General features: G+C 63.2%; 17 protein-coding genes and 2 pseudogenes. 9 read left to right on the top strand and 10 right to left on the bottom strand.

Translation table 11 applies throughout. The annotated features are described in order from the left end of the window. Nucleotides 1–83 precede the first annotated feature (83 nt). Together kynA and pdxR are read left to right on the top strand one after the other, a co-directional pair. Nucleotides 84–935 (top strand): tryptophan 2,3-dioxygenase, encoded by an 852-nt coding sequence (gene kynA, locus M1B34_RS16245; protein ID WP_123337453.1) that lies wholly within the window; start codon nt 84–86, stop codon nt 933–935. Between the two features lie 148 nt (nt 936–1,083). After that, nucleotides 1,084–2,583: a MocR-like pyridoxine biosynthesis transcription factor PdxR gene (gene pdxR, locus M1B34_RS16250; RefSeq protein ID WP_268265635.1), complete on the top strand. Its 1,500-nt coding sequence runs from the start codon at nt 1,084–1,086 to the stop codon at nt 2,581–2,583. 20 nt (nt 2,584–2,603) lie between these two features. Here the strand turns inward: pdxR and M1B34_RS16255 are convergent, their stop codons facing one another. The 5 genes from M1B34_RS16255 to antA all read right to left on the bottom strand — a co-directional run bounded on the left by M1B34_RS16255 (nt 2,604) and on the right by antA (nt 8,397). After that, nucleotides 2,604–3,812 carry a benzoate/H(+) symporter BenE family transporter gene (locus M1B34_RS16255; RefSeq protein WP_268265636.1) on the bottom strand — a complete coding sequence of 403 codons (1,209 nt, stop codon included), beginning with the start codon at nt 3,810–3,812 and terminating at the stop codon, nt 2,604–2,606. A gap of 186 nt (nt 3,813–3,998) precedes the next feature. Next, a complete protein-coding gene (locus M1B34_RS16260) occupies nt 3,999–5,399 on the bottom strand; it encodes an amino acid permease (RefSeq protein WP_123337447.1) in 1,401 nt (466 codons plus the stop codon). Nucleotides 5,400–5,476: 77 nt separating this feature from the next. Further along, the gene (antC, locus tag M1B34_RS16265) at nt 5,477–6,499 is read right to left on the bottom strand and encodes an anthranilate 1,2-dioxygenase electron transfer component AntC (RefSeq protein WP_123337445.1); all 1,023 of its coding nucleotides are present in this window, start codon (nt 6,497–6,499) and stop codon (nt 5,477–5,479) included. An 18-nt stretch (nt 6,500–6,517) separates the two neighbouring features. Beyond that, complete coding sequence (gene antB, locus M1B34_RS16270; protein WP_268265637.1) at nt 6,518–7,009, bottom strand: anthranilate 1,2-dioxygenase small subunit; 492 nt, start codon at nt 7,007–7,009, stop codon at nt 6,518–6,520. A gap of 2 nt (nt 7,010–7,011) precedes the next feature. Further along, nucleotides 7,012–8,397, bottom strand: coding sequence for an anthranilate 1,2-dioxygenase large subunit (antA, locus tag M1B34_RS16275; protein WP_268265638.1), 1,386 nt, complete (start codon nt 8,395–8,397; stop codon nt 7,012–7,014). A 440-nt stretch (nt 8,398–8,837) separates the two neighbouring features. On the opposite strand from antA, the gene M1B34_RS16280 reads away from it, so the two are divergent. Continuing rightward, nucleotides 8,838–9,851 carry an AraC family transcriptional regulator gene (locus M1B34_RS16280; protein ID WP_268265639.1) on the top strand — a complete coding sequence of 338 codons (1,014 nt, stop codon included), beginning with the start codon at nt 8,838–8,840 and terminating at the stop codon, nt 9,849–9,851. A gap of 3 nt (nt 9,852–9,854) precedes the next feature. Here the strand turns inward: M1B34_RS16280 and M1B34_RS16285 are convergent, their stop codons facing one another. Then, the gene (locus M1B34_RS16285) at nt 9,855–10,328 is read right to left on the bottom strand and encodes an Lrp/AsnC family transcriptional regulator (RefSeq protein ID WP_123337437.1); all 474 of its coding nucleotides are present in this window, start codon (nt 10,326–10,328) and stop codon (nt 9,855–9,857) included. A gap of 176 nt (nt 10,329–10,504) precedes the next feature. Between M1B34_RS16285 and kynU the strand changes: the two are divergent. The 3 genes and pseudogenes from kynU to M1B34_RS34320 all read left to right on the top strand — a co-directional run bounded on the left by kynU (nt 10,505) and on the right by M1B34_RS34320 (nt 13,661). Next, nucleotides 10,505–11,754, top strand: a pseudogene (gene kynU / locus M1B34_RS16290) (kynureninase). Between the two features lie 81 nt (nt 11,755–11,835). Then, nucleotides 11,836–13,287, top strand: a pseudogene (locus M1B34_RS16295) (amino acid permease). A 68-nt stretch (nt 13,288–13,355) separates the two neighbouring features. Next, the gene (locus M1B34_RS34320; RefSeq protein ID WP_482827988.1) at nt 13,356–13,661 is read left to right on the top strand and encodes a transposase; all 306 of its coding nucleotides are present in this window, start codon (nt 13,356–13,358) and stop codon (nt 13,659–13,661) included. Nucleotides 13,662–13,938: 277 nt separating this feature from the next. On the opposite strand, the gene M1B34_RS16300 is transcribed toward M1B34_RS34320, so the two are convergent. The 3 genes from M1B34_RS16300 to M1B34_RS16310 all read right to left on the bottom strand — a co-directional run bounded on the left by M1B34_RS16300 (nt 13,939) and on the right by M1B34_RS16310 (nt 15,886). Continuing rightward, the gene (locus tag M1B34_RS16300) at nt 13,939–14,310 is read right to left on the bottom strand and encodes a MerR family DNA-binding protein (protein WP_268265640.1); all 372 of its coding nucleotides are present in this window, start codon (nt 14,308–14,310) and stop codon (nt 13,939–13,941) included. 62 nt (nt 14,311–14,372) lie between these two features. Then, nucleotides 14,373–14,948, bottom strand: a complete 576-nt coding sequence (locus M1B34_RS16305) for an NAD(P)H-dependent oxidoreductase (protein ID WP_268265641.1) — start codon at nt 14,946–14,948, stop codon at nt 14,373–14,375. A gap of 56 nt (nt 14,949–15,004) precedes the next feature. Continuing rightward, the gene (locus M1B34_RS16310; RefSeq protein ID WP_268265642.1) at nt 15,005–15,886 is read right to left on the bottom strand and encodes a LysR family transcriptional regulator; all 882 of its coding nucleotides are present in this window, start codon (nt 15,884–15,886) and stop codon (nt 15,005–15,007) included. Nucleotides 15,887–16,100: 214 nt separating this feature from the next. Between M1B34_RS16310 and M1B34_RS16315 the strand changes: the two genes are divergently transcribed. Continuing rightward, entirely contained in the window at nt 16,101–16,865 is a 765-nt protein-coding gene (locus tag M1B34_RS16315) for a sulfite exporter TauE/SafE family protein (protein WP_268265643.1), read from the top strand. Here M1B34_RS16315 and M1B34_RS16320 read toward each other — a convergent pair. Next, nucleotides 16,855–17,169, bottom strand: a complete 315-nt coding sequence (locus M1B34_RS16320; RefSeq protein ID WP_268265644.1) for a putative quinol monooxygenase — start codon at nt 17,167–17,169, stop codon at nt 16,855–16,857. The two genes, M1B34_RS16315 and M1B34_RS16320, sit on opposite strands and share 11 nt — an antisense overlap. 204 nt (nt 17,170–17,373) lie before the next feature. Between M1B34_RS16320 and mdaB the strand changes: the two genes are divergently transcribed. Together mdaB and M1B34_RS16330 are read left to right on the top strand one after the other, a co-directional pair. Continuing rightward, nucleotides 17,374–17,964, top strand: a complete 591-nt coding sequence (gene mdaB, locus M1B34_RS16325; RefSeq protein ID WP_123337421.1) for an NADPH:quinone oxidoreductase MdaB — start codon at nt 17,374–17,376, stop codon at nt 17,962–17,964. A gap of 50 nt (nt 17,965–18,014) precedes the next feature. Beyond that, the gene (locus M1B34_RS16330; protein WP_268265645.1) at nt 18,015–18,947 is read left to right on the top strand and encodes a LysR family transcriptional regulator; all 933 of its coding nucleotides are present in this window, start codon (nt 18,015–18,017) and stop codon (nt 18,945–18,947) included. Nucleotides 18,948–19,080: the final 133 nt, after the last annotated feature.

A 19,080-nucleotide genomic window follows, 5' to 3' on the forward strand; every position in this document is an offset into this window, starting at 1 on the left:
CTGGCTGCCTCGGCGCGGGCCTTTGATCCGTGCCCAGCCCCGAGCGATCGGCCAGCCGCTACCTGATGGGAGGAGCCCCCGCCATGAGCCAATGTCCTTATTCAAGCAACCCGCCGGATGAATGGCATAACGCCGAGCTGAATTTCTCCGACTCCATGAGCTACGGCGACTACCTGGACCTGGGGCGCATCCTCAGTGCCCAGCACCCCTTGTCGCCGGACCACAACGAGATGCTGTTCATCATCCAGCACCAGACCTCCGAGCTGTGGATGAAGCTGATGCTGCACGAACTCAAGGCCGCCCGTGAGCACGTGCGCCTGGGCGAGTTGCCGCCGGCGTTCAAGATGCTGGCGCGGGTGTCGCGGATCTTCGATCAATTGGTCCACGCCTGGGCGGTGCTGGCCACCATGACCCCGTCGGAGTACAAGTCGATCCGGCCTTACCTGGGCCAGTCCTCGGGCTTCCAGTCGTTCCAATACCGGGACATCGAATTTATCCTCGGCAACAAAAGCGCGGCCTTGCTGCGGCCCCACGCCCACCGTCCGGAACTGCTGGAGTCGTTGCAGGCGTCGATCAGCACGCCGTCCTTGTACGACGAAGCGATCGGCCTGATGGCCAAGGCCGGCTTGAACATCGACCCTCAGCGCCTGACGCTGAACAGCACCGCGCCGACGCTGCACGACCCGTCGGTCGAGGCCGCCTGGCGCGAGGTGTATGCCGACCCGACCCGCTACTGGGACCTGTACCAGTTGGCGGAGAAGTTTATCGACCTCGAAGACTCATTCCGCCAATGGCGCTTCCGCCACGTGACCACCGTGGAACGGATCATCGGTTTCCAGCCCGGCACCGGCGGCACCGAAGGCGTGGGCTACCTGCGCAAGATGCTCGACACCGTGTTGTTCCCCGAGCTGTGGCGGGTTCGCTCCTCGCTCTGATCGCCAAACGCCCCGCCTGCCGGGGCGTTTTCATTTGCGCCTGGGCCGCTGGCGCCACCCGCTGATTTCCAAGGGCTGACGCCAGCGTCGCCCGAGGGATAAAGTGGCCGTCCCCAGCGGCTTATTTTCATTTCATCAGGCAGACCACGTGGCCCAGACCTTCGAGCTTGAAACCCTCAACATGCGGCTCAACGACCCGGAGTTTGCGCCCCTGGACCTGCACCAGCGCATTCAGCGTGCCTTGCGCGGCCTGATCCTCGATGGCGCCCTGGGCCCCGGGGTGAAGTTGCCGGCGAGTCGGACCCTGGCCAAGTCGTTGGCAGTGTCCCGTGACACCGTGGAAAACGCCTACGAGCAGTTGCAGCGCGATGGCTTCATCCAGCGCCGCGGGGGCTCGGGCAGTTACGTCAGTGACAGCATTGGCGCCCAGTTACGCGGTGCCGCCCGCCGCCGCGTGCGCTTGCAGGAGCAGCCCTCCGCTGCCCGGGAGCCGGGCTCGGGCCTGAGCCGCCGTGGGCGGATGATGTTCGAGCGAGGCGGCGTCACCGATCAGCAAGTGGTCACCGCATTTGCCACAGGCTTGCCGGAAACCCGCAGCTTTCCGCTGGCGGTCTGGGAGCGCCTGCAACGCCAGGTGTTGAAGGAACATCGGGGTAGCGTATTGCTGCACGGCGACCCGCAAGGCGCCGAGCCCCTACGCAAGGCCATCGCCGCCTACCTGAACCTGGAGCGCGGGGCCAAGGTGCGGCCCGAACAGATCCTGGTGCTGAGCAGTACCCGCCAGGCGCTGTTCCTCTGTGCCCAGTTGCTGGTGGACGCCGGCAAGCCGATCCTGATGGAGAACCCGGGTTACTTCGGGGCGCGCAAGGCCTTCGAATCCGCCGAGGCGCGGATCGTGCCCATCGACGTCGATGGGCAGGGCATTCGCACTGACCTGCTGCGGGCCGATCGCAGTGGCGCCTCCTGCGTCTATGTGACGCCGTCGCACCAATACCCCACCGGCGCCACCCTGTCCCTGGAGCGTCGCCTGGAGCTGACCCGTTGGGCCGCCGAGCACGACAAGTGGATCATCGAGGACGACTACGACAGCGAGTTCCATTACGACGGCCTGCCCACGGCCTGTGTCCAGGGCCTGGACCCGTATCAGCGAACCCTCTACGTCGGCACCTTCAGCAAGACCCTTTCACCCGGCCTGCGCATGGGCTACATGGCCTTGCCCGAGGAGTTGGTCAGTGCCTTCAGCAGCGCCCGCAGCATCATGGATGGGCACACCCCGCAGATTCTTCAACTGACCCTGGCGCGGTTCATGGAAGAGGGCCATTACAATGGCCATGTGCGGGCCATGCGCAAACTTTACGCCGGGCGTCGGCAAGCGATGCTCGCGGCCATCGAGCGGCACCTCAAGGGCATCGCCATCGCCTTGCCGCCGCCGGGCGGGTTGCAGATCCCTTGCCTGCTGCAACCCGGTTGGACCGAGGTGCAGACCCAGCAACGGGCCGCCAGGGTCGGTATCCAGTTGCCCGGGCTCAGCCGGCTGTACGCCGGGGAGCAGAAGCAGCAGGGTTGGTTGTTGGGCTACGCCTCGTTGAGTGCGCATGAGATCGACGCGGCCATGGCGCGCCTGGCCCAGGCCCTGAGAAAGCGTTAGCCCGGGCCAGGCGTCGAGCTTCAAGGCTGGGCGGTATTGGCCGGCAATCGGGTGGCCCGGCCGTGGATCAGCAGGTGCACGGTCAACCCGGCCACCAGCCCCCAGAAGGCGCCGCCGACCCCCAGCAGGGTGACGTTGGCCGCCGTGGCCAGGAAGGTGATCAGCGCGGTTTCCCGGGTGGGCGCATCGGCCATGGCATTGGCCAGGCTGCCGCCGATGGCGCCCAACAGCGCCAGGCCCGCCAGGGTGGTGATAAAGGCCTTGGGCAGGACCATGAACAGGGTTGCCAGGGTCACCCCGAAAGTCCCCACCAGGATGTAGAACAGCCCGCAGGCGATACCGGCGATGTAGCGTTTGCCCGGGTCCTTGTGGGCGTCCTCGCCGGTACAGATCGCCGCCGTGATTGCTGCCACGTTGAAGGCGTGGGCACCGAATGGCGCCATGAGCAGTGAACCCAGGCCCGTGACGGTGAGCAACGGGTTGGCGCTGGTCTGGTAACCGTCATTGCGCAGCACCAGCATCCCGGGCATGTACTGGCCGGTGAGGGTGATGACGAACAGCGGCAGCGCCACCCCCAGCAAGGCTTGCACAGAGAACTGCGGCGCGGTGAACACCGGCACTGCGAGGCTCAAGTGCACCGCTGAAAAGTCGATTCGCTCCTGTGCGATCAGCAGCGCCAGGCCGATGACCAGGATGCCCACCACGGCAAACCGTGAAGTGAAACGTCGCAGCAGCGCGTAGGACACCAGCAGCACGATCACCAGCAGCGGGTCGGCACTGGCGCCGCCAAAGGCGTTGATGCCGAACTGCAGCAAGATGCCCGCCAGCAGGCCGGCGGCGATGCCCTTGGGGATCATCCGCACCAGTTTGTCGAAGGCCCCGGAGGCGCCGAGGAGGATGAACCCCAGGGCCGAAATCAGGTAGGCGCCGATCACCTCGGCGTAAGGCGTGAAGGGCATCACCGTGGCCAGGAAGGCGGCGCCGGGTGTGGACCAGGCGGTGATGATCGGTGCCCGGTAGCGCAGGCTCAGCCACAGACCGCTCAGGCCCACGCCCACCGATACCGCCCAGACCCAGGACGCGGTCTGGGCCGGTGACAGCCGCGCCAGTTCGGCGGCCTGGAACACCAGGACGAAGGTCCCGCCGTAGTTCACCAGCACTGAAATCAGCGCCGCCACGGTGGGCGAAAAAATATCGGCCAGTCGAAGGCCTGCCGCAGTTCTGTTCATAAGCCACTCTCCATCCAGTCACAGGCTCCCTGGCTCAACCGCCGGGAGGGGCTCGATTCTAGGGAGAGAGCGGACTGTTGATTCAGGCCACATTTGCAGGAATTGGCAGACCGCTTTTGCGTGGCCAATAAAAAAGCCCGGCCTTGATCCAAGGCCGGGCTTTCAGTCTTGCAGCGCTACTGCGGCTTAGCGCAGGGCGGGTTGCGCGGCCTTTCTCGCCTGGCTCACGCGGTACAGGCCCCAGATCACCAGGACCCACACCGGAATGGCATACACCGAGGCACGGATGCCCGGGATCATCCACATCACGCCCACGATCATGACCATGAAGGCCAGGCACAGGTAGTTGCTCAGTGGCGACCAGAAGGCCTTGAACGACGGCACTACACCTTGTTCGGCCATGGCCTTGCGAAAGCGCAGGTGGGTCAGGCTGATCAGCGCCCAGTTGATCATCAGTGCCGCCACCACCAGGGCGAACAGCAACTCCAGCGCTTCGTGGGGCGCCAGGTAGTTGACCAGCACGCACAGCAGGGTGATCAGCGCGGAAATGCCCAGGGCCAGCACCGGCACGCCTTGCTTGTTGAGCTTCATCAGCGCTTTCGGCGCATCGCCCTGTTCGGCCAGGCCGTAGAGCATGCGGCTGTTGCAGTACACGCCGCTGTTGTACACCGAGAGCGCCGCCGTCAGCACCACGAAGTTGAGGATCTGCGCGGCCGCATCACTGCCGATCAGCGAGAAGATCTTCACGAACGGGCTGCTGCTGTAGGCGTCGCCGCCGGCACTGAGGCTCACCAGCAGTTCATCCCACGGGTACAGCGACAGCAGCACCGCGAGGGCGCCGACGTAGAAGATCAGGACCCGGTAAACCACCTGGTTGATCGCCTTGGGGATCACTTTGCGCGGCTCGCTGGCTTCGGCGGCAGTGATGCCCACCAGCTCCAGGCCGCCGAACGAGAACATGATGAAGGCCATGGCCATCAACAGGCCGCTGTAGCCGTTGGGGAAGAAGCCGCCGTGGTCCCACAGGTTGCTGAACGAGGCCTGTGGACCGCCGCTGCCGCTGAACAGCATGTAGCAACCCAGGACGATCATGCCGAGGATGGCCACCACCTTGATGATGGCGAACCAGAACTCGGCTTCACCGAAGAACTTCACGTTCATCATGTTGATCAGGTTGACCAGCACGAAGAACACCGCGGCGCTGACCCAGGTGGGGATTTCCGGCCACCAGAACTGCACGTACTTGCCCACGGCGGTGAGTTCGGCCATGCCCACCAGGACATACAGCACCCAGTAGTTCCAGCCCGCAAGGAAGCCGAAGTAGCCGCCCCAGTACTTGTGGGCGAAGTGGCTGAAGGAACCGGCCACTGGCTCCTCGACGATCATCTCCCCCAGTTGCCGCATGATCAGGAAGGCGATGAACCCGGCAATGGCGTAGCCCAGAATCATCGACGGTCCGGCGGACTTGAGTACCCCGGCAGAGCCGAGGAACAGTCCGGTGCCGATCGCCCCGCCCAGGGCGATCAACTGAATATGGCGGTTCTTCAAGCCACGCTTGAGCTCGCCCGGTTGCGAAATTTGATCCACTAAATGCGCTCTCTTCTCGTTGTTATCAGGAACGATCCCCGTTGTGGCGGATTCGATCTCGGCTAGATGCTGACGGATCAGATATTACTCTCGGTGAACTTCTCGTCATACAGTTGAACGTTGTTAAGTTGCTGTTCCTGCAACCAGATTTTGATCGACTCGACCATCGGCGGCGGTCCGCAGACGTACATGTCCAGGGGCCCGTCGCGCAGTTGGCTGAGGTCGAAATGCTCGGGGATGTAGCCCCGCTTGCCGGGCCAATCCGCTGGCGGGTCACTGAGCACTTCGGTGTAGCGAAAGCCCGCGATGCGCTCGGCGTAGGCCAGGATCCGCGTGCGTTCGCAGCGGTCGGCAGGGCCGCGCACAGCGTAATACAGGTGCACCGGCTGCTCGCAGCCTTGGTGGGCGATCTGGTCGAGCATGGCCAGCAGCGCCGACAACCCCGTGCCCCCGGCCACCAGCACCAGGGGCTTGTTGATATGGCGCAGGTAGAAGGCGCCCAGCGGAGCCTCCAGCTTGATGTTGTCGCCCACCAGGCAGCGCTCGCGGATGTAGTTGCTCATCACGCCGTCCGGCAACAGGCGAATCAGGAATTGCAGCTGATTGCTTTCGTTGGGGCGGTTGGCGAAGGAGTAAGCGCGTTGGCTGTCGGTGCCTGGGATGCTCAAGCGGGCGTATTGCCCCGGCAGGAAATCCAGCAAGGGTTCGCTGCTGCCCAGGTCCAGGTGCAGGATCGCCGTGCTCTCGCTGACCTGGCGCACCTCGATCACCGAGCCATTGAGCTGGACCGGCCCGGGGGCGTTGCACAGGCTGGAATCGAAGTCGAAGTAGAACGCAGCATCGGACTGCACTCGGGTCTGGCAGGTGAGGACCTTGCGCTGGGCCAGGTCCTGGGCGGAGAGGGTTTCCTCGTCCACGTAATCCTGGCTGTAGTGGCCCGACTCGCAGCGCCCCTGGCAGGTGCCGCACACGCCTTCGCGGCAATCCAGGGGGATTTTGATGCCATTGCGCAGGGCGGCGTCGAGCAGAATTTCATTGGCCTGCACGGGAAAGAACAGCGTCTTGCCGTCGGCAAAGCTGAAGGCGACCTTGTGGTTCATCGTCGGTATCCCAGGCAATCAGAGGTGGTAGAAATCGAGCACCGAGTTGATCCGGTCGTTGAGCAGCAGCACATGCTTGCGGGTGATCAGCCAACTGTCGCCATGGGGCTTGAGGCGATAGGTGGCGTGGCCGTAGAACTGCTCGGAGGTGGCCAGGCGATAGAACAGCGTGTGCCAGTTGAGCTTCACTTCCAGGTCGCCATCGTCCTGCTCGCGAACCCGCAGGTTGCTGACCTGGTGCAAGGTGCGTGGCATTGGCGTGGCGGACGCCGCCTTGCCGGTGCGCAGGCGGAACACCCGGTCTTCCAGGCCACCACGGTTGGCGTAGTAGATCAGCGACATGCCGCGCTTGGGGTCGGTGGTGTAGACGTGCTCGGAATCCCACTGCGGCAAGTGGAACTCACTCTGCTCGTCGAACAGCGCCAGGTAGGCGTCCCAGTCCTGGGCGTCGCAGAGTTCGGATTTGCGGTAGAAAAACTGTTCGATCTGGTACTGCAATTGCGCATTCATGGTTACACCTCACGCAGCTTCAGGGGTTGCTTGGCCAGGCCGTCCAGCAGGAATCGCTGCCAGTTGCTGTGCTGGTTGACGTACAGCCCTTCGTGGGTGAACTCGGTGCCGGTCATGGCCGGCTGGATGCCGATGGCTTCGCTATTGCGGGTTGGCCTGGTGGCCCATTTATGGCTGCCCCGAGAGATGTCGCTCCAGCGCTCCAGGCGTGCCTGGAAGCCGCGCTGGGCCTCGCGAAACTCCACCAGGTCGTCGGGGGTGCCCATGCCCGAGACGTTGAAAAAGTCTTCGAACTGGCGGATGCGGTTTTCCCGGTCAGCGTCCGACTCGCCCTTGACCCCGATGCACTGGCTGATGATCTCGGTCTGGTTCCAGGCCAGTGGGCGGATGATGCGCAACTGCGAGCTGATCTGGTCGAGGAAGAACAGGCTCGGGTAGATGTTGAGGTTGCGCAGCCGGTGCATCATCCACTCGGCCTTGTCCTGGCCGTATTCCTCCACCAGGCGCGGCATGATCGTCGCGTAGCCGGAGCGCACGCTGGGGTTGGGCATGTCGCTGAACAGCACGCTGTGGCCATTGTTGAAGGCGAACCAGCCGTCGTCGGTGTCGGCATCGCCGGCGCCGAGCTTGCTGTAGTCCAGGGTGCTGGCGCTGCCGCCGTTCTCGCTGTTGACCTGCTGGCGGTGCTGCACCGTGGCCACGTAGTTGTAGTGCACGGTGCTGACGTGATAACCGTCCAGGCCGTTCTCGTTCTGCAGCTTCCAGTTGCCGTCGTAGGTGTACGCCGACTTGCCGGGCAGCACCTCCAGTTCACCGGTGGGGGACTGGGCGACCATCATGTCGAAGAACACTTTGGCGTCGCCGAGGAAGTCTTCCAGGCTGTTGTCGGCATGCACGTCGAGGCTGATAAACACGAAGCCCTTGTAGCTCTCGATGCGGGCCTTTTTCAGGCCTCGGGTGGCCTTGTCGAACCCTTCGGCGTATTCCGCCGGCGCCTTGACCTTCACCAGGCGGCCGTCGCTCTTGTAGCACCAGGCGTGGAACGGGCAGGTAAAGGTCGACTGGTTGCCCTTGCCGACCCGGGTCAGGGTGGTGCCGCGATGCTGGCAGGCGTTGATCAGGGCATTGAGTCGGCCTTCGCCGTCGCGGGTGATGATCATCGGCTGGCGCCCGGCGCGCATCGTCACGAAGTCGTGGTTATTGGCCAGCTCACTTTCGTGGCAGGCGTAAATCCAGTTCTTCTCGAAGATCAACTCCATTTCCAGGTCGAACAGCTCGGGCTCGGTGAACATGTCCCGGGCGATGCGGAACACCCCATCGGCGGGGCGAAAATCCACACAGCTCTCGATAAAGGCTGTCCATTGTTCGGTCGTTCTGGCACCACTCATGGGTCGCTACCTTTTTTATTCAGGCCAATCGGTGCGTGCATTAGAGGGAGTCGAGGGGCGGGGTGGCTATCCGCTTTGTGGGTCAAGGTCATCCACAAAATTGCCCGCCCGGTGGGCGCCTTGCCGGCCGGGGCTGGATGGCAGCAGAGGGCGGAGTGCAGGCCGAGGCCCGGGCCGGTAACACCCGCCACTCGCGGTGGGCGTGGAATACCCAAGGTCGTGCACCGGGTGATCGAGGGCTGCACCACGGTGCACCGATGAGCTACTGTGACGCCCAGCCGCAAGGCTGGATCGAAGAGCATCGGGCAGGGTTTATCCACTTAGTCAGCCATTGCTATCCATTGGCTAGGCAGTGGCGCCCGCTGGCGTGGAAGTTGCTCTTCAACCCCCAAGACGCGCCGTCAGAGCGCGCTGAAAAATATTGCCGTGGGTGTGCCGTGATGAATAGCAAAGCTGATTCGCAGTTTCGCGATATTCGTATCGAACGCTTCGACCTCGAAGGGGCCAGAAGCTGGATGTCAGGTATCTGTGGGCCCCATCGCCTGGAAACCCCCAGCCCCGAACGCATCCGTTTCCACCACAGCGCCAACGTCTTCCGGTCCCGGGCCACCACCCTGGGCACCATCGAATACGGCACCGACGTCACCGTGGACATCGAAGACGCCGAGCGCTTCAGCAGCTATAGCCTGAGCCTGCCCCTGTGCGGTGAGCAGGAGTTGAGCAAGGACGGCGTGCGGCTGATGTCCAACCCCGACCAAGGGGTGATCATCTCGCCCAATGAAAGCCAGGTGCTGGCGATTTCCGGCGACTGCCGCAAGGTCCAGGTGGTGATTACCCGCAGTGCCATGGGCGAGGCCCTGGAAGACTTGCTGCAACGCCCTCTGGATGCGCCATTGCGTTTCGAGGCGGCGATGAACGCGGTGGACGGCGCCTCGGCGTCCTGGTGGCGCATGGCGCGCTACTTCATCGCCGAGCTGGAAAGCAGCAACGAGCTGTATGAGCAGGTGGCCTTTACCCGGGACATCGAAAGTTCGTTGATCAAGGGCCTGATCCTGGCCCAGCCGAACAATTATTCCGAAGAGTTGCGCGAGGTGCTGGGCGTCAAGCTGCCCCATTATCTGCTGCGTGCCCGCCAATACATCCACGACAACGCCCGCGAGGCCTTGCACCTGGAAGATCTGGAAGCCGCGGCCGGGGTTTCGCGCTTCAAGCTGTTCGAGGCCTTCAGGAAGTATTTCGCCCTGTCGCCCATGGCCTACCTGAAAAAACACCGGCTCAACGCGGTGCGTCAGGAGCTGCTGGAGCACGGCTCGGCGCGCAATATTTCCGAAATCGCCCTGGGCTGGGGGTTCACCCACCTGGGTCGTTTTTCCGCCGAGTACCGCAAGCTGTTCGACGAGTCGCCGAGCACCACCTTGCAGCGCCACCAGGCTCGGCGCCTCAGCGGTTTCTGAAGGTTATTTGCGTTGCACCAGGTCCAGCAGCTCGTCCCGCTCCTTGATCTTCTGCAGGACGATTTCCGAGCGGATGTCGGTGACCCCGGCCGTGCGATTCAGGTGGTTGACGATGAAATCCGAGAAGTGCTTGAGGTTGCGTGCCTGGATCCGCAGCACGTAGTTGCTGGCCCCGGTGATCACGTAGGCGCTGGCCACTTCCGGCCACTGCTGGACCTTCTGGATAAAGGTCTCGTGCCAGTTATCCACATCCTGGCGCAGGGACACGTGGACGATGGCCTCCAGCTCGATGCCCAGGCGCTCGGCGTTGAGCACGGCGCGGTAGCCGCTGATGACCCCTTCACCCTCCAGCATGCGCAACCGACGCAGGCAGGCCGACGGCGACAGGGCGACTTTTTCCGCCAGTTCCTGGTTGCTGATGCGCCCGTCCTGTTGCAGAAAGTGCAGGAGGCGCAGATCGGTGGAGTCGAGCATCATGAGTTGAATAAATCCGCGTTTTTTTCGGTCGGGTTCGAATTTTATTCGAGATTAGTACGGTATGACGCTGCACTTTGCACGAAAATTCTCCCGGGCTTCGTCCATTATTTTCAGGCTCCGCGGACCGCTTCCCCCTCGGCCCGCCTGACCGCTCATTTACAAGAACAGGACGCCCCATGATCAGCAGAAACCATTGCCTGGCCCTCGACGAGCAGGACCCCCTGGCCCCCTTGCGTGAACAGTTCGCCCTGCCGGACGGGGTTATCTACCTCGACGGCAACTCCCTGGGCGCACGCCCGGTGGCGGCCCTTGAGCGGGCACGCCAGGTGCTTGAGCAAGAGTGGGGCAATGGCCTGATCCGCAGCTGGAACACCGCCGGCTGGCGCGACCTGCCGCAGCGCCTGGGCAACCAGTTGGCGAGCCTGATCGGTGCCGGTGAAGACGAGGTGGTGATCACCGATACCACCTCGATCAACCTGTTCAAGGTCCTCAGCGCGGCCTTGCGTGTGCAGGCCGAGCGGGCGCCGACGCGGCGGGTGATCGTCAGTGAAAGCAGCAACTTCCCCACTGACCTGTACATCGCCGAGGGCCTGACCCAGATGCTCCAGCAGGGCTACTCCCTGCGGTTGGTCGACAGCCCCGAAGCGTTGCCGGCCGCCATCGGCGAGGACACCGCCGTGGTGATGCTGACCCACGTCAACTACAAGACCGGCTACATGCATGACATGCAGGCCCTGACCACCCTGGCCCACGAATGCGGGGCCCTGACCCTGTGGGACCTGGCCCACTCCGCCGGCGCGGTGCCGATCGACCTGCACCAGGCGGGCGCCGACTACGCCATCGGTTGCACCTACAAGTACCTCAACGGCGGCCCGGGTTCCCAGGCCTTTGCCTGGGTCTCGCCGGCGCTCTGCAATCTGGTGACCCAGCCGCTCTCGGGCTGGTTCGGGCATGCCGGCAGTTCGACATGGAGTCCAGCTACGAGCCGAGCCCGGGCATCGCTCGCTACCTGTGCGGCACCCAGCCGATCACCTCCCTGGCCCTGGTCGAGTGCGGCCTGGATATCTTCGCCATGACCGACATGGCCAGCCTGCGGCGCAAGTCCCTGGCCCTGACCGACCTGTTTATCGACCTGGTGGAGCAGCGTTGTGCAGGCCATGACCTGCAACTGATCACCCCGCGTGAACACGCCAAGCGCGGCAGCCACGTGAGCTTCGAGCACCCGCAAGGTTACGCGGTGGTGCAGGCGTTGATTGCCCAGGGGGTGATTGGCGATTATCGCGAGCCGCGGATCATGCGTTTCGGTTTCACCCCGCTGTACACCCGCTTCAGCGAAGTCTGGGATGCGGTGGAGAAGCTGGGGCAGATTCTTGATCAAAAAACCTGGGCCCAACCGGAGTTCCAGGTGCGCCACAGCGTGACTTGACTTCGGCACCTCGCTCCCGCGGCAGGCGCGGGAGCGAGACACCCAGCGCCGTGCAACCATAACAATAAAGGGGCACCCAACGTGACCACGACCAACAAGGGTTTTGAAGCGATTTCCAATCGTGAGCAGGGCCTGCGGCGCCAGCTCACCGCCGGCCAGATGAGCATGATCGCCATCGGTGGCGCCATCGGCACCGGGCTGTTCATGGGCAGCGCCTACGCCATCGGGTATGCCGGTCCCAGCGTGCTGCTGAGCTACGCCATCGGCGCCCTGATCACCTTGCTGTTGATGGGCTGCCTGGCGGAAATGACCGTGGCCCATTCCACCTCCGGCTCCTTCGGGGCCTACGCCGAGTTCTACGTCAGTCCGCTCGCCGGCTTCCTGGTGCGTTATGCCTACTGGGCGGCCATCGTGCTGGCGGTGGGCGCCGAGGTCACGGCCATCGCCATGTACATGAAGTACTGGTTCGCCAACGTTCCGGAATGGGTGTGGATCGTCTCCTTTTCCAGCGTGCTGATCGCCCTCAACGCCATCAGCGTGAAAACCTTCGGCAACTTTGAATACTGGTTCTCGACCATCAAGATCGCCGCCATCGTCGGCTTTATCATCCTCGCGGTGTACGTGGTGTTCGGCTCCGGCAACCCCGACTACGGGGTGCACAACTACACGGCCCACGGCGGGTTTTTCCCCAACGGTTTCCAAGGCATGTGGATCGCGGTGATCGTCTCGATCTTCAGCTACCTGAGCGTGGAAATGATTGCCGTGGCCGCTGGTGAAGCCGAGGACCCGCAGCAGGCGGTGAAAAAAGCCTTCCGCGCGACCATCGTGCGCTTGGTGGTGTTTTACCTGCTGACCCTGGCCCTGATGCTGGCCATCGTGCCTTGGGTCCAGGCCGGCAAGGCCCAGAGCCCCTTCGTTACGGTGATGCAGACCATCGGCATTCCCGGGGCCACCGGGGTGATGAACTTCGTGATCCTGATCGCCGCCCTGTCAGCGATGAACAGCCAGCTGTACATCACCACGCGCATGATGTTCAGCCTGTCCCGCGCCGGCTACGCGCCCAAGTCCATGGGCGCCCTGAGCAAGACCGGCATCCCCCTCAACGCGTTGTTGCTGTCCAGTTCCGGCATTGCCCTGGCGACCCTGGTCAACGTGCTGTACCCGGAAAGCTCCTTCACCCTGATGATGGCCATCTCGATGTTTGGCGCGATCTTCACCTGGTTCATGATCTTCCTCACCCACTACTGCTTCCGCCGTTATCACCAGCGTCACGGCGAGCAGCCGTTATCGTTCCGTATGCGCCTGTTTCCCTACAGCACCCTGCTTGGGCTGGTGTTGATGGGGGCGTGATGATCACCACCTACTTCACTGACGCGTTCAAGATGACCCTGGTGTTTGGCGTGCCGTTTTTGCTGTTACTGACCCTGGTCTACTACCTGTGCTTCCGTAAGCCCAGGACGGTCGCCGGACTGTCCGAGGTCTGAGGCCACGCCTCCGGATGTCCAGCAGCTTGGCCTGTTCTCGTACGTATAGGTGGAGGCCGGTGTACCGGCCGATCACCCCATTCGTAGGCTTTCCTGGTCGATACGATTCTCCGCGAGCTGAGCGATCTGCTGGACACCCGCCATGCGGACGCTGGGCGGCCGTCGATTCCGTCTGAGCGGATTCTCCGGGCATTGCTTGTGCAGGCTGTGTATTGCGTGCGTAGTGAACGACTAAGGAGGGTGGTCAGGGCTCGCCACCTTGCGAGGCTGGGTCTCCTGGGCCTTAGCGGCTTACAATGCGATCCGCCTGAGCGCAATCGCTGGGTGGTGGCAGCCAACCCCGACTTGAGTTGTGGTGAATGTCGCGCTTGCGGCGAACGAGCCGACTTGAAAATCGAAAGCCTTCAAAGGTGCTGCGCATGACAAATTGGCAACGTGGAGACTTAGTCGAGCTAGACGGCCTTCTTGCGGTCGTGGTCGGCATTGAGGGGGACCCAAATGTCCCCGAGGAGCACATCGCAGTTTGGTTTGGTGCCCCAAGTTGCCTCCGAAAGTCTAAGGGCGGAGCTGGTGGAGCGAGTCCGGAGGTCTGGACGGTGCCAGCGTACTTGTTCGTGCGAGCCGCTGAGCCTGATTGGCGTCACTAATTAATTGAATTTTCTATCGGAATGCACCTTTCTGCTCCTTTCTCAACGACCCGCTAGAGGCTGCCCAGGGGGCACTCTTCGCGAGCCTGTTGCAGGCTGGTCTCGAAGACTTCGAGCCGGCTCTGCAACTGCTGCAAGTCATCGATCTGTTGTTGCAGCTCGCGCCTCTTTTGCGTCAGGGCGGCCTGCGCGCGGTCCCAGGGAAAGGCCTGGCCCTGGTGCGTGGCGAACACCTGCTGCAATTCCTTGAGCTTGAAACCCAGCTGCTGCGCGCACTTGATGAACATCAGTTGCTCGACGCTCTGGGCGTCATAGAGGCGGTAGCGACCCTGACGCGGAGCTTCGGGCAACAGGCCGATGGCTTCGTAGTGGCGGATGCTCTTGGCGGTGGTCCCGGACAGTTGCGCGGCTTGGCCGATGTACATGAAAACTCCTTGTTCAGTACCGGTTTCGGGCGGTGGACAGCGTTGCGCATTATCCGGTGGATTCACTGCCTGGCAAGGTACTGCGCCTGCATCAGCCAATCCGCCTTGCGTTCTTCGCTGGCGTCCAGCACCGGGCCAAAGGTCAGGGTGCGCAACGGCTTGATGCCGCAGAAGGCCAGGGTGGTGCGGCGCATCTGCTGCAAGCCGGGCATGCGATAGATCCAGCGGAAATACCAGGGCGGGGTGTCCATGGTCACCATCAGGTGGGCGGTGCGGCCCTTGAGCAGTTGCTCGGGAAAGGCCTTGCCGGGGCGGTACTTGAAGGCGAAGCCCGGCAGCAGCACACGGTCGAGAAAGCCCTTCATCAGGGCTGGAATCCCGCCCCACCAGATGGGGAAGACCCAGGTCAGGTGCTCGGCCCAGAGGATGTCGGCCTGGGCCCGTTGCAGGTCTTCCTCCAGAGGCTGGATCTGCCGGTAGCCTTCGCGCAGCACCGGATCGAAGCGCAGGTCGCCGAGCCTGAGCTGGCGCACGTCATGCCCGGCTTCCTGCGCCGCCTTCACATAGCGCTCGCTCAATGCCGCGCACAGGCTGTTGCGCGAGGGGTGGCCGAGAATCACCAGGATGCGTTTGCTCATTGCCGTGGTCCTTGAGGGATAAACCCCAAGGCTAAAGTCTGCCCCTAAGGGGAGAGTCAAGGCGGCAGCAGTGCCGCGCACAAACCTTGGGCATACAGCGGCAGCGTTGCGAAGTCCCGGGCGCACAACAGCAACCGGCGCCGGGCCCAGGCTTCGCTCAGAGGGTGGGACTGCAACGGCAGGTGACGGTTGCGCTCCAGGGCCGCTAGGGGCACCAGCGCCAGCCCGGCACCACGGGCCACCATGCGCAGCAGGGCGTCGAAGCCTTCGGCGCGGATGCGCAATTGCATGCGTCGTCCCAGGTGCAGGGCCTGTTCCTCCAGATACACCGCCAGGGCACTATGGCTGGCCAGGCCAACGTAGTCGTGGGCCAGGGTGTCGTTGAAGCTGAGGTTGGGCTGCAGGCTCAGCGGGTGATCCTGGGGCATCACCAGGACCAGCGGATCATCACGGAAAGGCCGGCTCATCAGTCTCTGAATGTCCACCGCGTCGGAGACGATACCCAGGTCTGCCGCACCCTGGCGCAGGGCGTGGGTGATGCGCTGGCTGGGCAATTCCTGCAGGTCGATATCCACCTGGGGCTGCTTGTGCAGGAAGTCCGCCAGCAGCTCCGGCAGGTACTCGCTGAGGGCGGTGGTGTTGCACAGCAAGCGCACCTGGCCCTTGATTCCCTTGGCGTATTCGGCGAGGTCCTGTTGCAGGTGTTCGGCGTACAGCAACAGCGTCCGGGCGTGTTGGGCCAGGGCCTTGCCGGCGGGTGTCGGGTTGATGCCGCGGCGCCCGCGTTCGAGCAACTCGATGCCCAGCGAGGCTTCCATGGCGCGGATTCGCGCACTGGCGGCGGCCAGGGACAAGTGGCTGCGAGCGGCGCCGGCGGTGATGTTCCCCGCCTCCAGAATGTTCAGGTACAGCCGCAAGTCGATCAGGTCGAAGTGCATGGAGTCTCCCTCGGGGAACCGGGTCGGTGTAGGAGCCGGCTTGCCGGCGAAGGGGCCCGGGAGTTTTGCACAGGCCGTGGAAACGCCTTCGCTGGCAAGCCAGCTCCTACGGAGGTACGGGCAATAAATTTTCGTATGTGCCTATTGCTTAGCAAGAGGCTGGCTCAGTATATGGCAGATTTTCCGCGAGCCGATCCGGGCGCAGGATAGGCCCATGACGACCTCCCTCGCGTTTTATCAGAACCTCGGATTGAGCCTTTCCCTGCTGGTGATCGGCACCTTTGTCCTGGCCGGCATGGTCAAGGGCGTGATCGGCCTTGGCCTGCCCACCATCGCCATGGGGCTGTTGGGCTTGGCTATGGCCCCGGCGCAGGCTGCGGCCTTGCTGATTGTGCCGGCCACCCTGACCAACCTTTGGCAATTGGCCTTTGGCGGGCACTTGCCGGCCTTGCTCAAGCGCCTGTGGCCGATGCTGCTGGCGATCTTCGTGGGCACCGCTGGCGGTTCCCTGTGGCTGGGGATCGACGCCGGGCATTGGGTGGTGCGGGGCCTGGGCGCGGCCTTGTTGCTCTATGCGCTGAGTGGCCTGCTGTTGCCGACCTTGCGCCTCGCTCCCCGTCATGAGCACTGGCTGGCGCCGCTGTGCGGGTTGATCACGGGCGTCATTACCTCCGCCACCGGGGTGTTTGTGATCCCGGCGGTGCCTTATTTGCAGGCCCTGGGCTTGAGCAAGGATGAGCTGGTGCAGGCCCTGGGGCTGTCGTTCACGGTTTCCACACTGGCCCTGGCCGCCGGCCTTTCATGGCACGGTGCCCTGGGCAGCGGCGAATTGAGTGCTTCGTTGCTGGCCCTGGCGCCGGCCATGCTCGGCATGTGGCTGGGCCAAGGCCTGCGGCAACGCATCAGCGCCGTGCTGTTCAAGCGGGTGTTCTTTATCGGCCTGGGCCTGCTGGGCGGGTATTTGCTGATCAGCGGCTAGCCGACGCGGGACTGAGCATGTCGATGCGGCGGATCTCGAAATCCCGTTCCAGGTACTCCATGCGCTGCTCGAAGAAACGCTGCATGTGGGGCAGGGCGGAGTGCTGGTCCAGGGCCGCCTGGGAGGCCCAGACCTCATAGAAGATGAACAGGGTCGGGTCCTGCTGGTCGCGCAGCATGTGGTATTCGATGCAACCGGGTTCTTCGCGGCTGGGTGCCACGTAGGCGCGAAACAGGGTGTCGAAGGCGTCGGCTTTCTCCGGGCGGGTCTTGGCGTGAAGGATGAACGCGTGGTGCTCAGGCATGACGAGGGGCTCGTGATCAGGGATGGGTTCCAAATTTTATGGCAACAATCAACTGGCTATTCATGCGTTTTAGTCAAATGTATTTTGAGCAAGTCGGGCTTATTCTCAGGCCCGGCCATCGTTAACCTGCGCCCATCATTTTCAATCTTTGCCACCCGGCGCCGCATGGCAGCGCGACAGGGCGGCGTGCGATGAGGCTCAATCATGAAAAAAGTACTGTTGCTCAATGGCGGCAAAAAGTTCGCCCACTCCGATGGCCGCTACAACCTGACCCTGCACGACACCGCCCTGGCGGTCCTGGATCGCGGCGGCATCGACGTCAAGGTCACCCACATCGACGCGGGCTACGACGTCCAGGAAGAAGTGGCCAAGTTCCTCTGGGCCGACGTGATCATTTACCAGATGCCCGGCTGGTGGATGGGCGCCCCGTGGATCGTCAAGAAGTACATCGACGAAGTCTTCACCGAAGGCCATGGCAGCCTCTACGCCAGCGATGGCCGGACTCGTTCCGACGCCTCGCAGAAGTACGGCAGCGGCGGCCTGATCCAGGGCAAGCAGTACATGCTTTCGCTGACCTGGAACGCACCCCAGCAAGCCTTCGACGACCCCAGCGATTTCTTCGAAGCCAAGGGCGTGGATGCGGTGTACTTCCCGTTCCACAAAGCCAACGAATTCCTTGGAATGAGCGCTTTGCCGACCTTCCTCTGCGTCGATGTGATGAAGCGTCCGGACATCGAAGGCGACGTGGCCCGCTACGAGCAGCACCTCAAGGCGTTGTTCAACCTGGCGGGCTGAATCCGGCTACTATCGGGAGCTTGTGCCCCCACTCTCGATAGAGGACTGCTGTGAAAGCCCGATCCGACGAATTGCAGATCTTCGTCTGTGTCATTGAATGCGGTTCGATTTCCGCTGCGGCCGAGCAGGTGGGGCAGACGCCGTCGGCGGTCAGCCGTACCCTGTCGCGACTGGAAGCCAAGCTCGACACCACGCTGATCAACCGCACCACTCGACGCATGGACCTGACCGAAGAGGGCAAGTACTTCTTCGAGCAGGCCAAGCTGATTCTCGATCAGATGGAGGAGCTGGAGGAGCGCCTGTCCTCGCGTCAGCAGACCCCGTCCGGGCGCTTGCGGATCAACGCCGCTTCGCCCTTCATGCTGCACGCCATCGTGCCCTACATCGACGAGTTCCGCGGTCTCTACCCGGACATCCAGCTGGAGCTCAACAGCAACGATTTGATCATCGACCTGCTGGAGCAGAGCACCGACATTGCGATTCGCATCGGTGTGCTGGCGGACTCGACCCTGCATGCCCGCTCCCTGGGCTGCAGCCCGTTGCACATCCTCGCCAGCCCGGCCTACCTGGAACGCCACGGCACGCCGCACAGCGTGACGGAGTTGTCGGCTCACACCTTGCTGGGCTTCACCCAGACCGAGACGCTCAACCACTGGCCATTGCGCCACGCGCACGGTGATCGCTGGCAGATCCAGCCGGGGATCAGCGCCTCCAGCGGCGAGACCTTGCGCCATCTGGCACTGGAGGGGCAGGGCATTGCCTGCCTGTCGCACTTCATGACCGTCGACGATATCCGTGCCGGGCGTTTGCAGCCGGTGCTGGTCTCGTTCAACAGCGGCTATCGCCAACCGATCAACGCCGTGTATTACCGCAACTCGCAACTGGCCCTGCGCATCCAGTGCTTCCTCGACTTCCTCCAAGGCAAACTGGCGGACTACTCCCACCCCGAATTCCACCCCCTTGATACGCCACCCCCCTTGTAGGAACCGGCTTGCCGGCGATAGGCCTTCGACTAATGCGCGGTCCTTGAAGGCGCATCGCTGGCGAGCCGGCGCCTACGCCAGCCAGCACCACACAAGTCGCTTGGGCGATAGGCGATTGTTCAAATCGCCATGC

This window comes from Pseudomonas morbosilactucae (assembly GCF_023241715.1).
Lineage (GTDB): Bacteria > Pseudomonadota > Gammaproteobacteria > Pseudomonadales > Pseudomonadaceae > Aquipseudomonas > Aquipseudomonas morbosilactucae.